The organism is Caballeronia sp. A2-2 (assembly GCF_057612605.2).
In genome coordinates, this window is record NZ_CM172587.1 from 1,251,350 (window position 1) to 1,264,451 (window position 13,102).

The following is a 13,102-nucleotide window of genomic DNA, read 5'->3' on the forward strand; positions in this document are numbered from 1 at the left end:
GCGTCAGGCTCCCTTCGACCGCGAAAACGAGGAGAGCGTGAACAACGGCCGATTGCGCACCCTTAGATAAAAGATGAACGCCACCAGCAACGCCACCACGACATGCAGCCCGACCAGCCCCACGCCGAACGACAGCTTGCCTTGTTCGATCCACGACTGAACCACGTTCAGCAGATTCGAATAGGTGAGGTAGATGAGCACGGCCATCACGAGATTGATCGTCCGGCTGCGGCGCGGGTTCTGATAGGACAGCGGAATAGCGAGCAGCATCAGATTGATGGCGATGAGCGGCAGCCCCGCGCGCCACGCGAACTCGGCGAGATTCTCGCGAGTCGGATTGGCGAGCAGCGAGCGCGTGGGAATGCCGGTGGTGGTCGGCGTGTTGATCACTTCGTGACTCATGATCTTCACGCCATAACGCTCGAATTCGGTAATGCGGAAGTTCGGCTGACCGGGCAAACCGTCGTAGCGCCGCCCATTCTCCAGCACGATGAAGCGGTCGCCGTCGCGCGCTTCGGTGTGTCCCGTCTGCGAGACGATCACGTTGACCTTGCCGCCTTCCGTGCTGGTCACGAACACGTTCTGCACATGGCTCTGATCGGGCGACATCTTCTCGATGAAAAACACGCGCTGCGTCGAGGGCGATTCGCGGAACTGCCCCGGCGCCAGCAGCGACACTTCATCGCGCTGCTGAAAGCGCGTCTTGATGAGCTTGCTCTGCTGGTTCGACCACGGCCATCCGACGAACGCGAAGAACATGATCAGGATGATGATGGGCGTGGAGAACACCGCGATCGGCTTGATGAGCTGCGTCTGGCTCACGCCCGAGGCCAGCCACACGACCATTTCGGAGTCGCGATACCAGCGCGTGAGCACGAACAGAATGGACACGAACAGCGTCACGATGAGCATGACGGCCGTGTAGCCGATCACGGTCAGCCCGATCAGCACCACGACGTCTCTCGGGTCGATCTGGCCTTGGGCCGCGAAGCCGACGATGCGGATCATCATCGACGTGAGCATGATGGTGAGCAGCACCATGAACACGGCCCCGGCCGTGTATGCGAGTTCACGCTGCAGGGAGCGTTCGAAGATCATTGAATTTTGCTGTATGCCGGCGGGGATGCGGAATCATGCACGCATCTTGTGGCAAACGGGAAGGGCAACGTTGCTCATCCTCGTTTTGCGCCCATGACCGCCGCGGAAAAAATAGCGGATAATTGCGGCTTTCATCCTTCAGCCAAGATTTTATCCGAGGATAAGCGCGATGGACTTTAGCATAAAAGCCTGTGATTGGAGCAAAGGCGAGGCAAATGGTTTCCTCACGGGGAAGTCGGATGCAATCGTGCTCGGCATCTTCGAAGCACAGACGCTCACGGGCGCAGCGCGCGACATGGATGTGGCCACCAAGGGCCTCATCTCGCGCGTCGTGAAGGCGGGTGACATGAGCGGCCGCACGGGCACCACGCTGCTGGTGCCGGAAGTGACGGGCATCGGCGCATCGCGCGTGCTGCTGGTCGGGCTCGGCAAGCAGGACGCCTTCAATCAGAAAGCCTACGGCGAAGCGGTGCGCGCGGCATGGCGCGTGATCCTCGGTTCGAAGATCGGCCAGGTTACCTTCACGCTCGCGCAATTGCCGATCCAGGAACGCGACGGCGTGTGGGCCGTGCGTTCGGCCATCCTCGCGTTGCGCGAACTCACCTACAAGTTCACGCAGATGAAGAGCAAGCCCGACAACGGCGCGCGCTCGCTCAAGAAGATCGTCTTCAGCGTCGATACGACGGACGAGAAAGCCGCCAAGGTCGCGGCGAAGCAAGGCTCGGCCATCGCCAACGGCATGGACCTCACGCGCGACCTCGGCAATCTGCCGCCCAATATCTGTACGCCGACTTATCTCGGCCAGACGGCCAAGAAGCTCGGCCGCGAATGGAAGCTCAAGGTCGAAGTGCTCGGCCAGAAGCAGATCGAAACGCTCGGCATGGGCTCGTTCCTGTCGGTCGCGAAGGGTTCGGTCGAGCCGCCGCAGTTCATCGTCATGCATTATCAAGGCGCGGGTGAGAGCGCCAAGGGCAAGAACGCGCCCGTGGTGCTGGTGGGCAAGGGCATCACGTTCGACACGGGCGGCATCTCGATCAAGCCGGGCGAAGGCATGGACGAGATGAAGTACGACATGTGCGGCGCGGGCAGCGTGTTCGGCACCATGCGCGCGGTCGCGGAGATGGGCCTCAAGCTCAACGTGATCGGCGTAGTTCCGACCTGCGAGAACATGCCTGCGGGCAACGCGGTGAAGCCGGGCGATATCGTCACGGCGATGAACGGCACGACCATCGAAGTGCTGAACACGGACGCCGAAGGCCGTCTCATCCTGTGCGATGCATTGACCTACGCCGAGCGCTTCAAGCCCGCTGCAGTCGTGGATATCGCGACGCTCACGGGCGCGTGCATCATCGCGCTGGGGCATCACAACACGGGTCTGTTCTCGAAGGACGATGCCCTGGCCGGCGAACTGCTCGATGCCTCGCGCGAATCGGCCGATCCGGCATGGCGTCTGCCGCTCGACGACGAGTATCAGGATCAGCTCAAGTCGAATTTCGCGGACCTCGCCAATATCGGTGGACGTCCGGCGGGCAGCGTGACGGCCGCGTGCTTCCTGTCGCGCTTCGCGCAGAATTATCCGTGGGCGCATCTGGATATTGCCGGGACCGCTTGGAAAAGTGGCGCGGCGAAGGGCGCGACGGGCCGTCCGGTGCCGTTGCTCTCGCAGTTCCTGATCGATCGCGCGGGTCAGTAAGCCGCACATGACCCGCATCGACTTTCACACGAACGTCGGCGATCCGCTCGCCTACGCCTGCCGCCTCGCGCGCAAGGCGTATGCGGGCGGCAACGCGCTCATCGTGCTCGCGGAGCCGCGCAGGCTCGCCGAGTTCGACGAACAGCTCTGGACCTTCCAGCCGCTCGAATTCGTGCCGCACTGCATGGCGAAAAGCCCGCTCGCGCAGGAAACGCCGGTGGTGCTGGCATCCAGTCTCGACGATGCGCCGCACCATCAGGTATTGGTCAATCTCGGCGCGCCGGTGCCCGCGCAGTTCGCGCGCTTCGAGCGGCTGATCGAGATCGTCGGCAGCGAGGACGACGAACTGACCGCCGGGCGCGAGCGCTTTCGCTTCTATCGGGATCGCGGTTACGCCATCGAAATGCACAAGCAAGGCGGTTGAGCGTACAGAGCGCGACGACGAGCGGCGCTAGCCTCGGGTAGCCCGATAATTCGTCCGCGCATTCGGTCCGGCTTTGTTCGGGCCGCCCAAGGAGACCAACCGATGACCCAATCCCCCGATTCCTTCGATAACTCCATTCCCACGCTGACGGATGTCGTCGTCCCCGGCAAGCCCGAATACGCACGCGTGGCCGCCGCCGATGCCGCCGCGCTCGAATACGATGCATCGCAGGCAGCGGACCATGTGCGCGAGCGCATCGCCGAGATGCTGAGTCACGAAGCGCGCGCGTTGATCGAGGCGCGCGTGTCGGAAGTGCTGCGCGAACACGCGCCGCAACTCGTGCAGGATCTCACGCGCGAAGTGGCGACGGCGTTGGAGAGCCGGCTGAAGGTGTGGGTAGGCGAAGCGGTCGAAGAGGAATTGCGGCGTCAGCGCGAAAGCTGATTTGCCGCACGCATGCAGAAAGCAGAAGGGGCGCACCGTGCGCCCCTTTTTTATCGTCAGCCCGTCACCGCGCCGCGATTCGCCGGTCCCGCGAGTGCGGCGAACTTCGCCAGCACGCCGCGCGTGTAGCGTGGCGCGGGCTGCTTCCACGCGGCGCGTCGGCGCGCGAGTTCGGCATCGTCCACGTTGAGTTGAAGCAGCAGCTTGTGCGCGTCGATGGTCACCGAATCGCCTTCGTGCACCAGCGCGATGGTCCCGCCCGCATACGCTTCCGGCGCGACGTGGCCGACCACCATGCCCCACGTGCCGCCCGAGAAGCGCCCATCGGTGATGAACCCGACCGATTCCCCCAGCCCCTTGCCGATGATCGCGGACGTCGGCGCGAGCATCTCCGGCATGCCGGGGCCGCCGACCGGTCCGAGATAACGCAGCACGAGAATATCGCCGGGATTGATCTTGTCCGCGAGGATGGCTTCGAGCGCGCTTTGCTCGTCGTCGAACACGCGCGCGGGGCCGGTGATGACCGGGTTCTTCAGCCCCGTGATCTTCGCGACCGCGCCGTCTTCCGCGAGATTGCCGCGCAGGATCGCGAGATGGCCTTGCTTGTAAAGCGCCTGCTCGATCGGGAAAATCACCTTCTGATCGGCGCGCGGCTTGCTCGGCACGTCCTTCAGTTCTTCAGCGAGCGTGCGTCCGGTGATCGTGATGCAATCGCCGTGCATCAACCCGGCATCGAGCAGGATTTTCATGACTTGCGGAATGCCGCCCGCCTTGTGCAGATCGGTCGCGACGTATTGCCCCGACGGCTTCAGATCGCAGATGACCGGCACTTTCTTGCGCATGCGCTCGAAGTCGTCGATCGTCCATTCCACTTCCGCCGCGTGCGCGATCGCCAGATAGTGCAGCACGGCATTGGTCGAGCCGCCCGTCGCCATGATGAGCGCCACCGCGTTCTCGATCGACTTCTTGCTGATGATGTCGCGCGGCTTCAGATCCTTCTTCACCGCTTCGACGAGCACGCGCGCGGATTCGGCGGCGGAATCGACCTTCTCCTGATCCGGATTCGCCATCGTCGATGAATACAACAGCGACATGCCAAGCGCCTCGAACGAGGAACTCATGGTGTTGGCCGTGTACATGCCGCCGCACGAACCCGTGGTCGGACACGCGTTCTGCTCCACGCCCTTGAAGTCTTCCTCCGACATGCGGCCCGCCGTGAATTCCCCGACCGCCTCGAACGACGACACGATGGTCAGATCGCGTCCCTTCCAGTTGCCCGGCCGGATGGTGCCGCCGTACACGTAGATCGACGGCACGTTCATGCGCGCCATGCCGATCATGCCGCCCGGCATGTTCTTGTCGCAGCCGCCGATCACCACGCAGCCGTCCATCCATTGCCCTTGCACGGCGGTTTCGATGCAGTCCGCGATCACCTCGCGCGAGACCAGCGAATACTTCATGCCTTCGGTGCCCATCGACATGCCATCTGAGATGGTCGGCGTGCCGAACATCTGCGAATTGGCATCGGATTGCTTGATGGCGACGACTGCGGCATCGGTCAGGCGTTGCAGGCCGGCATTGCACGGCGTGATGGTCGAGTGGCCGTTGGCGACGCCGATCATCGGCTTGTCGAAGTCCTCCTCCTTGTAACCGAGGGCGTAGAACATCGAGCGATTCGGCGAGCGGGCGACACCCTGCGTGATGTTTTTCGAGCGGCGATTGAAGGCCATGACGTGCTCCTGAAGGGGACTTTTTGGTTCGTCCGGCAAGAATGCAGCGCGCGCTTGTGTCTGTCCAATATATTATTCAGGGCTTATTGGGTCGCAAAAGATATCAATGGAGCAAAGGAACACGCCCGTCGAACTGCGTTTGCTGCGCTACTTCGTTACTGTGGCCGAAGAGATGCACTTCGGACGCGCCGCCGCGCGACTCGCGATGACGCAGCCGCCGCTCTCGCAGGCCATCCGCGCGCTGGAGGAGGCGCTGGGCGTCGCGCTGTTCGTGCGCACGCGGCGCACGGTCGAGCTGACGCCGGTCGGTCATGATCTGCTGCCGGAGGTGCGCCGCCTGCTCGCTTCCGCCGATGCGCTGCGGCCGCTTGCTCAATCGCTTGCGCGCGGCGAGGCGGGCGTGTTGTCGCTCGCGTTCGTATCGACTGCCGATTACGGGTTGCTGCCGGAATTGCTGCGGGCGTTCGGCGCGCGTTATCCGGGCGTGCGTCTGCAACTGACCGAAGCGACCAGCGATGTGCAGGTCGAAGAACTGGTCGCGGGCCGCATCGACGCGGGATTGGTCATTCCGCCGCTGCCGCCGCGTCACGCGATGTCGCTCTCGTACCTGCCGGTGGCGCGTGAACCGCTCGTCGTCGCCCTGTCCGGCGACGCCGCCATCGCGCTCGGACAAGGTTCGGCGGAGTGGGCCGAGACGCCGGTCGATCTCCACGAACTGGCTGCGGCGCCGCTCGTCGTGTTTCCGAGGCGTCTCGCGCCGGGTTTGTATGACATCATTATGGGTTGCTACGCTGCGGCGGGTTTGACGCCTCGCATCGGGCAGGAGGCCATTCAGATGCAGACCATCGTGAGCCTCGTGTCCGCCGGCATGGGCGTGGCGCTCGTGCCGCAGTCGTTGCGTCATCTGCGGCGCACGGGTGTGGTGTATCGTCCGCTGCTGTTGCCCGATGACGCCGGGCCGCTCGTCGAGACCGGGCTCGTGTGGCGCGCGGCGGAGGTGAGTCCGGTGCTGGCCGGGTTCATCGAGATCGTGCGCGCACGGGCCGCCGGCGTTCCTGTTTTATGATTCGATTCGCCCTGAAGTTTGCTCTTTCACTGAACGATGCTCATACATCCCAATTTCGATCCCGTCGCGATCCATCTCGGACCGCTTGCCGTACGTTGGTACGGCCTCATGTATCTCGTGGCGTTCATTTCCGCCATTGTCATTGGCCGGTTGCGCCTGCGGCTGCCGTATGTCGCGGGGCAGGGCTGGACCGTGAAGGATATCGACGACATGCTGTTCTACGGCGTGCTCGGGACGATTCTTGGCGGGCGCATCGGGTATGTGGTTTTTTACAAGGCGAGTTATTACCTGGCGCATCCGCTCGATGTGTTCAAGGTGTGGGAAGGCGGGATGTCGTTTCACGGCGGCTTTCTCGGCGTGACGCTGGCGATGGTGGTGTTTGCGTATCAGCGCAAGCGGACGTGGTTGCAGGTGACCGATTTTGTCGCGCCGATGGTGCCGCTCGGGCTCGCGGCGGGGCGGTTGGGGAACTTCATCAATGGCGAGTTGTGGGGGCGGGTGACGGACCCGAATGCGCCGTGGGCCATGTTGTTTCAGAACTCATCGAATGATGATGCGGTTTGGCTTGCTCATCATCCTGAACTGGATGCGCAGTGGCATCTTTCGGAGATTTTTCAGCGGTATCACATGTTGCCGAGGCATCCTTCTCAGCTTTATGAGATCGCGCTTGAAGGGCTTGTGCTTTTTGTTTTGCTTTGGACGTTTGCGCGGAAGCAAAGGCCTGTGGGGGCGATTTCTGCTCTGTTCCTGATTGGGTATGGGGCGGCGCGGTTTACTGTCGAGTTTGCTCGGGAGCCGGATGATTATCTTGGGCTTCTCGCCGGAGGGCTTTCTATGGGGCAGTGGCTTTCGCTTCCTATGATCGTTGCGGGGGTGTTGATGATGGGGTGGGCTTATAAGAGGAATTTGAGGTTACCGGAGGGGGTTTAGGGTTTTGTTCTCCGTGCAAGGGGCTTCTCTTGTTTGTGCTTTTTATTCAGTAGCCGCCTCCCCGGCGGGGGGATCACTTTCTTTGCTGCTGCAAAGAAAGTAATCAAAGAAAGCAGCTTTCTCAACCAGACAGTGCAGCTTGAAAGGGCAAGTGGATTAAAGCTTGCCCTTGGTGACAATAGTTACCGGCCTCGGAGGCCTGCCCGGCCTGCACGGGGCTTGGTACGCAAAGATCACGCACCTCTCTTGGTCAAACGAAGTGGTCCGCAGTCATACGCGCGGCGTTCTTGGCGCTCACGCGCCTTCGCCGTAGGGGTCTGCTCGTGAACCCGGCAGGTTAGTAAGGCTCACGACTTATCAAATGTCCTCGCTTTAACGCTATTCGGCCCTACCGTTACTTTGAGGTGGTCAGGAAAGAAGTGCTAAACACCAGTGGCCAATAGTTAAAGCAATGACACGTCTGTTCGGCTTTACCATTGCCTTGAGTTCGTCAGCAAAAAAGCGCTAAACGTGGTTGGGCCGAATAGCATTAAAGCGGGGAGATTTGATGAGTCTTGAGCCTTGGCGATCTGCCGGGTTCACATGCAGACCCCAACGGCGAAGGCGCGTGAGCGCCAAAAACGCCGCGCGGATGACTGCGGACCACTTCGTTTGACCTAGAGAGGTGCGTACTCATTGCGTACCAAGCCCCGTGCAGGCCGGGCAGGCCTCCGAGGCCGGTAACTATTGTCACCAAGAGCGACCATTAATCCACTTGCCCTTTCAAGCTGCACTGTCTGGTTGAAAAAGCTGCTTTCTTTGATTACTTTCTTTGCAGCAGCAAAGAAAGTGATCCCCCCGCCGGGGAGGCGGCTACTGCAATAAAGAAACAAAAAGCAGCAGCCCCTTGCACGACAAAACGAAAACGAAAACAAAAAACCCCTTACCGCGCCATCTGCACAGATCCACTAACCTCCACAGTAACCGTAGAAGTCCCCGCCTCCATGGCAATCGGCGCCGCCATCTTGGCATCAGCAGAAAGCGCCCTCGACTGCATCATCATGACCGGCCTGGGCTGAACTCCACCACGCCCAACATTCACCTCCCGCACCGAAAACGACGAATACCCAAACGCAGAAACCGCCGCCTGCGCCTGCTTGCGGAAAGAATCGATCGCCTGAGTCACGAGCTTCTCTTCAGAACTCCGCTGCGCCTCCGGCGAAAGAGAAAACTGCACACTCCCCACCTGCATGGAAGCGCTCATCTTCCCCGCGAGTTTCGAAGCCGCCGCGAAGTCATGCGACTCGATCACGACCTCGGTTCGTCCACGCCACGCAGAAATCTTCCCATCGCGATCCGTCGACGGATACACGCTAAACGACCCGCTCTTGGCCGTCACTCCATCCACGCCCTTGGCTTCCCGCAACGCAGCATCCGCACGTTGATTGAGCGTATTAGTCAGCGTCGAAGGATCACCTGCTTCCTGCTCATAAAAGAGCGTGATATCGACCGTATCCTGCGGCACCTGCGCACTCGCCTGAGCGGAAAGAGAAAGCACACCCGAAGGCTGCTGATTGACCACGTTCTGCGCGACAGCAGATTGAGACATCACCAACGCAGCACCCGACAGCGCAAAAAGCGCACACGCGGCAGCGGTTTTTTTATTCATCATCGAAGAACTCCAGACTCGAACGTCGCACGATTCGCGACGGGATTTAGGCGATACATCCCGGCGCTAAGTTCCGCGTTAGACGAGATGTTCGGTGATGAACGTCCACTGCGCCTCGGTAACCGGCGTGATCGACAAGCGATTGCCGCGCGCCAACACCTGCATGTCGGCAAGCTCGGCATGCTCACGCAACGCCGCAAGCGAGATAAGCGGCGTCTTCTTAACGAACTTCACATCGACGAGCATCCAGCGCGGTGTTTCCTGCGTGGATTTCGCATCGAAATAAGGACTCTTGGAATCGAACTGAGTGGGATCGGGATAAGCCGTCGAGCAAACTTTGGCGATGCCCGCGATCCCCGGCTCCGGGCAACTGGAGTGATAGAACAGCACGCCATCGCCGATGCTCATCTGGTCGCGCATGAAGTTGCGCGCCTGATAGTTGCGCACGCCCGTCCACGGCAATGTCTTCTTCGCCGCATGCGCGAGATGATCGATGCTCGCTTCGTCCGGTTCGGACTTCATCAGCCAATAACGCATGTTTTTCGCTAAGCCAAAAGCGCCAAGCCAAAGCGCCGACACAAATGAAAACGGCACCGGATAAACCGATGCCGTTTGAAGAAGGTCCCCACCTTGGCCGCTAGGCCGGCATCCTGAACCTGGGTTCAAGATTGGTCGCAGTAAGCAGCACTTCGGGTACATCAGACAGTGTGACGCGCGCGCCCGTGCTACAAGTTTCCACAACCGTGCCAATGTAGCATTGGTTCAAGGAATATATGACCTTGGCGAACCAGGCAGGGAAACGTCACTCTACACCAATCGTCGGTCCGATGCAGCCTCGATCGACGCGCGCGCAGTTTGTTTTTTCGATTGACATCGCGTGCCGGTTAGCCTCGGCACATCGCTTTCAATGTGCTTCGTATTGCGCGATGACCGCGCCGAGCTGCTCGTTCATCGAGTGCATGGTGCGGCGAATTTCCTCGGCGGGGAAAGCTTCGCCATGACGCACGCTGTCCTGCAGCTTAAGCAATTCCGACGCCAGCGAAAGCGCCGCCATCACCGCGATACGATCGGTGCCGCGCACGCTGCTCGCATTGCGCACCTTGTTCATTTCCGCATCCACGCGGGCCACGGCTTCGCGCAGCGCTGCTTCCGTTTCCGGCGAGCAGGCGAGACGATAAGGTTGCCCGAGAATGGATACTTCGATCTGCTTGCTCGTCATGCCTTTTCTCCATGATGATGTTCGCCGTTCATTTCCGCATGCGCGTGCTCATGCTGCGCGTGGGACCCGGCATCGAGGAGATCGAGCTGATTGTCGGCTTCCGCTTGTTGCGACGACTTGCCGCGCGGCAGCTTTTCGAGGATCGCGTTGAGGCGCACTTGCGCATCGTCGATCTTCGCGGAGAGCGAGTCGCGCTCTGCCTGCAACGTGTCGCGTTCCTCGCGCATGCGCGCAAGGTCGGCCTGCACGTTGGCGAAGTCTGCGCGCAACTGTTCGATTTGAGCTTCCAGCGCGAGTCGCGCCTGATTGTGGCGCTCGCTGATCTGGATCAGCCGGCCGATATTTCCTGACAGTGATTCGAGTTCGTTGAGCATGTGCTGCGTCCTCTAAAGACCTCGCATTCTAGCGCGGTTAAACGTAGCTTCCGATAATTGTCTCGTTTCGAGACGTAACAACACGCGATCTGACAGCATCGCAATTCATTTGTGTGCGGAAAGCGCGCGCTTGTCGTTCGGTTCGTTTTGTGGGCACGGACCACGCGTTCGCGGGTGCGTCAATGGCGTTTCTTGACGGTCACCGGACGCGCTCCTACACTTGCCGCACTTTTGGTGCTCGCGTCCGCTTTTCATGAGCGGACGCAGTCAAACGGGAAACAGGGAGCGAAGTCCGCGCGAACGGCCGGACCGCGCCAACCTGTGCTGCCCCCGCAACGGTAAGCGACAGCAACGCAAGTTGCAAGTCGTTCCAGGCGCGTTTTTTCAGGAATGCCGCATGATTTTTCATCACGCGAAAAGCATGAGCCGTCCTGCAAGAAATGTGACCACGCCACTGCGCGCCATGCGCGGGAAGGCGGAACGAGCGTCGTCAGCCCGGATACCGGCCAATCGTCCTGCGTGCCCGGCTTAGCGCGAGCTTTCGTGCGATGGGTGTGCGCGTCGCGCTTGTGCCTTGCGGGGAGCGGGGTTGCGCCAGTCCATCGAAACGGAAGCCGTTCATGCTTGTCCCGTATCACCGCGCTGCGCTTGCAGCATTCAGTGCCGTCACGCTCACAAGTGCCGCGCATGCCGATGAATCTCCCGCCACGCTCGGCCCCATCGTCGTCACCGCGACGCGCACGAAAGAACCGCTCGCCGATGCCATCCCGCAGACCACGCTCCTCGATGCGCAGGACATCGCCGACAGCAACGCCCACGATGCGCTCGATCTCCTCGCGCTCGCGCCCGGCGTGCAGATCACGCGCAACGGCGGCCTCGGGGCGAATTCGGGCATCTCCATTCGCGGGGCATCGTCGGCGCAATCGCTCGTGATGATCGACGGCGTGCGCGTGGAATCGGCATCGCTCGGACAGGCGCAGCTTTCGCAGATCATGCCGGACCAGATCGATCGTATGGAAGTGGTGAATGGCAATGTGTCGGCGCTGTATGGCTCGAACGCGGTGGGCGGCGTCGTGCAGATCTTCACCAAAGCGGGCGATGCACACCCGCCGCGCTTCTACTTCGAGACCGAATACGGCAGCTATCACACGCAGCGTCAGGCGGCGGGCGTGAACGGCGCGCTCGACAAGGAAGGGCGCACGACGTTCAGCTTCGACGTGTCGCGCGAGAAGACCGACGGGTTCTCGTCGATCGATCCCGCGCTCGCGCCGAATGCGAACCCCAACGCGAACGGCTACCTCAACGAGAGCGTCGCGGCGACGCTGCGGCATCGCTTCACGGACAAATGGGATGCGGGCGTGCGCTTCTACCAGACGAACGGCATCAACAGTTACGACGATGCTTTCGGACAGCCAACCGACCTCAACGAATCGCATAACCGCGTGCGCTCGGCTTCGATTTTCGCGAACGGGCAACTCACCGATTTCTGGACCACGCACGTAACCATCGCGCAGGGACAGGATCGTGCGAATCCGCAACTGAACGGCGCGTACACGAGCCTGTTTAATTCGGAGTCGCATCAATACACCTGGCAGAACGACTTCAAGCTGAGCGATGAACACAAGTTCGTCGTCGGCTACGAGCATCTCGATCAATCGCTGGATTCGGACCAGTTCGACGCGCCCGATCGTCATGTGAATTCCGTGTTCGCAGGCTACACCGGCCGCTTCGGCCCAAGCGATGTGCAAGCGAACGTGCGCCACGATCAGTACTCCGACTTCGGCGGCGCGAACAGCTACTATCTCGGCTACGCGTTCAACTTCGATCCGCACTGGCGCGCGAGCGCGAGCTATTCCGCGTCGTTCCGCGCGCCGAGTTTCGACGATCTCTACTATCCGTTCAGCGGCAATCCCTCGGTGCAGCCGGAACGCAGCCATTCGCTGGAAGCGGCGCTGCAATACGCATCGAACGCGGTCGGCGTGCTGCGCGTGACCGCGTTCCAGACGCGTTATACGAATCTGATCGATTATGTCGATGACGGCAGCGGCTTCTTCATCGCGCAGAACGTGGGGCGCGCGAAGGTGCAGGGCGTCGAGGGTTCGTGGCAAGGGCACATCGGCACGACGGATTTACGCGCGGGCGTGACACTGCAAAATCCCGTCGATGAAACCAACGATCAGGATCTCACGCGTCGCGCGCGGCGGTTTGCGTCGTTCAGCGCGCATCGTCCTATCGGGCGCTGGCGCGTGGGCGGCGAATGGATCGTGAGCGGACAACGCCCCGATTACGATTCGACGCTCGCGGGTTATGGCGTGGTGAACCTGTCGGCACGCTGTGACATCACGAAGGCGTGGTACGTGGATGCGCGCATCGACAATTTGCTGGACCGGAAATATGAACTCGCCTATTCGTACAACACGCCGCGGCGCGGGGCTTATGTCACGCTCGGCTGGCATCCGTGAGTGACGCCTTGCGT

At 61.2% G+C, this 13,102-nt stretch carries 12 protein-coding genes, 1 other RNA gene and 1 riboswitch; of the genes, 6 read left to right on the plus strand and 7 right to left on the minus strand.

Features of this window, described 5'->3' with window-relative positions:
- Positions 1-3: 3 nt before the first annotated feature.
- Positions 4-1,098, minus strand: a complete 1,095-nt coding sequence (gene lptF, locus ACZCWR_RS05900) for an LPS export ABC transporter permease LptF (protein ID WP_487302779.1) — start codon at positions 1,096-1,098, stop codon at positions 4-6.
- A 169-nt stretch (positions 1,099-1,267) separates the two neighbouring features.
- Here lptF and ACZCWR_RS05905 point away from each other — a divergent pair, with 169 nt between their 5' ends.
- The 3 genes from ACZCWR_RS05905 to ACZCWR_RS05915 all read left to right on the plus strand — a co-directional run bounded on the left by ACZCWR_RS05905 (position 1,268) and on the right by ACZCWR_RS05915 (position 3,659).
- Positions 1,268-2,791, plus strand: a complete 1,524-nt coding sequence (locus tag ACZCWR_RS05905) for a leucyl aminopeptidase (protein ID WP_487302780.1) — start codon at positions 1,268-1,270, stop codon at positions 2,789-2,791.
- A 7-nt stretch (positions 2,792-2,798) separates the two neighbouring features.
- Positions 2,799-3,215: a DNA polymerase III subunit chi gene (locus ACZCWR_RS05910; RefSeq protein ID WP_487302781.1), complete on the plus strand. Its 417-nt coding sequence runs from the start codon at positions 2,799-2,801 to the stop codon at positions 3,213-3,215.
- Between the two features lie 102 nt (positions 3,216-3,317).
- Positions 3,318-3,659 carry a DUF2486 family protein gene (locus ACZCWR_RS05915; RefSeq protein WP_487302782.1) on the plus strand — a complete coding sequence of 114 codons (342 nt, stop codon included), beginning with the start codon at positions 3,318-3,320 and terminating at the stop codon, positions 3,657-3,659.
- A gap of 56 nt (positions 3,660-3,715) precedes the next feature.
- Here the strand turns inward: ACZCWR_RS05915 and ilvD are convergent, their stop codons facing one another.
- Positions 3,716-5,389, minus strand: a complete 1,674-nt coding sequence (gene ilvD / locus ACZCWR_RS05920) for a dihydroxy-acid dehydratase (RefSeq protein WP_487302783.1) — start codon at positions 5,387-5,389, stop codon at positions 3,716-3,718.
- A gap of 106 nt (positions 5,390-5,495) precedes the next feature.
- Between ilvD and ACZCWR_RS05925 the strand changes: the two genes are divergently transcribed.
- A complete protein-coding gene (locus ACZCWR_RS05925) occupies positions 5,496-6,455 on the plus strand; it encodes a LysR substrate-binding domain-containing protein (RefSeq protein ID WP_487302784.1) in 960 nt (319 codons plus the stop codon).
- Between the two features lie 36 nt (positions 6,456-6,491).
- Positions 6,492-7,385 carry a prolipoprotein diacylglyceryl transferase gene (lgt, locus tag ACZCWR_RS05930; RefSeq protein WP_487302785.1) on the plus strand — a complete coding sequence of 298 codons (894 nt, stop codon included), beginning with the start codon at positions 6,492-6,494 and terminating at the stop codon, positions 7,383-7,385.
- A gap of 922 nt (positions 7,386-8,307) precedes the next feature.
- Here lgt and ACZCWR_RS05935 read toward each other — a convergent pair.
- From ACZCWR_RS05935 to ACZCWR_RS05955, 5 genes are all read right to left on the minus strand, one after another.
- Entirely contained in the window at positions 8,308-9,036 is a 729-nt protein-coding gene (locus ACZCWR_RS05935) for an SIMPL domain-containing protein (protein WP_487302786.1), read from the minus strand.
- A gap of 75 nt (positions 9,037-9,111) precedes the next feature.
- Positions 9,112-9,570: an EVE domain-containing protein gene (locus ACZCWR_RS05940; RefSeq protein WP_487302787.1), complete on the minus strand. Its 459-nt coding sequence runs from the start codon at positions 9,568-9,570 to the stop codon at positions 9,112-9,114.
- Positions 9,571-9,651: 81 nt separating this feature from the next.
- Positions 9,652-9,834: non-coding RNA, 6S RNA (gene ssrS / locus ACZCWR_RS05945), on the minus strand.
- A 103-nt stretch (positions 9,835-9,937) separates the two neighbouring features.
- The gene (locus ACZCWR_RS05950) at positions 9,938-10,252 is read right to left on the minus strand and encodes a cell division protein ZapA (RefSeq protein ID WP_487302788.1); all 315 of its coding nucleotides are present in this window, start codon (positions 10,250-10,252) and stop codon (positions 9,938-9,940) included.
- Positions 10,249-10,626 carry an ATPase gene (locus ACZCWR_RS05955; RefSeq protein ID WP_487302789.1) on the minus strand — a complete coding sequence of 126 codons (378 nt, stop codon included), beginning with the start codon at positions 10,624-10,626 and terminating at the stop codon, positions 10,249-10,251. Before ACZCWR_RS05955 ends, ACZCWR_RS05950 begins: the two co-directional genes overlap by 4 nt.
- A 215-nt stretch (positions 10,627-10,841) precedes the next feature.
- Positions 10,842-11,151, plus strand: a riboswitch (cobalamin riboswitch).
- 95 nt (positions 11,152-11,246) lie between these two features.
- Here ACZCWR_RS05955 and ACZCWR_RS05960 point away from each other — a divergent pair.
- Positions 11,247-13,088, plus strand: a complete 1,842-nt coding sequence (locus ACZCWR_RS05960) for a TonB-dependent receptor domain-containing protein (protein ID WP_487302790.1) — start codon at positions 11,247-11,249, stop codon at positions 13,086-13,088.
- The last annotated feature ends 14 nt before the right edge of the window (positions 13,089-13,102 follow it).

Bases quoted from the DNA above. Each gene is read 5' to 3' on its own strand.
- ACZCWR_RS05940 (WP_487302787.1), bottom strand. From the start codon at position 9,570: ATGCGTTATTGGCTGATGAAGTCCGAACCGGACGAAGCGAGCATCGAT.
- ACZCWR_RS05905 (WP_487302780.1), top strand. From the start codon at position 1,268: ATGGACTTTAGCATAAAAGCCTGTGATTGGAGCAAAGGCGAGGCAAAT.
- lgt (WP_487302785.1), top strand. From the start codon at position 6,492: ATGCTCATACATCCCAATTTCGATCCCGTCGCGATCCATCTCGGACCG.
- ACZCWR_RS05950 (WP_487302788.1), bottom strand. From the start codon at position 10,252: ATGACGAGCAAGCAGATCGAAGTATCCATTCTCGGGCAACCTTATCGT.
- ACZCWR_RS05925 (WP_487302784.1), top strand. From the start codon at position 5,496: ATGGAGCAAAGGAACACGCCCGTCGAACTGCGTTTGCTGCGCTACTTC.
- ilvD (WP_487302783.1), bottom strand. From the start codon at position 5,389: ATGGCCTTCAATCGCCGCTCGAAAAACATCACGCAGGGTGTCGCCCGC.
- lptF (WP_487302779.1), bottom strand. From the start codon at position 1,098: ATGATCTTCGAACGCTCCCTGCAGCGTGAACTCGCATACACGGCCGGG.
- ACZCWR_RS05955 (WP_487302789.1), bottom strand. From the start codon at position 10,626: ATGCTCAACGAACTCGAATCACTGTCAGGAAATATCGGCCGGCTGATC.
- ACZCWR_RS05915 (WP_487302782.1), top strand. From the start codon at position 3,318: ATGACCCAATCCCCCGATTCCTTCGATAACTCCATTCCCACGCTGACG.
- ACZCWR_RS05935 (WP_487302786.1), bottom strand. From the start codon at position 9,036: ATGATGAATAAAAAAACCGCTGCCGCGTGTGCGCTTTTTGCGCTGTCG.
- ACZCWR_RS05960 (WP_487302790.1), top strand. From the start codon at position 11,247: ATGCTTGTCCCGTATCACCGCGCTGCGCTTGCAGCATTCAGTGCCGTC.
- ACZCWR_RS05910 (WP_487302781.1), top strand. From the start codon at position 2,799: ATGACCCGCATCGACTTTCACACGAACGTCGGCGATCCGCTCGCCTAC.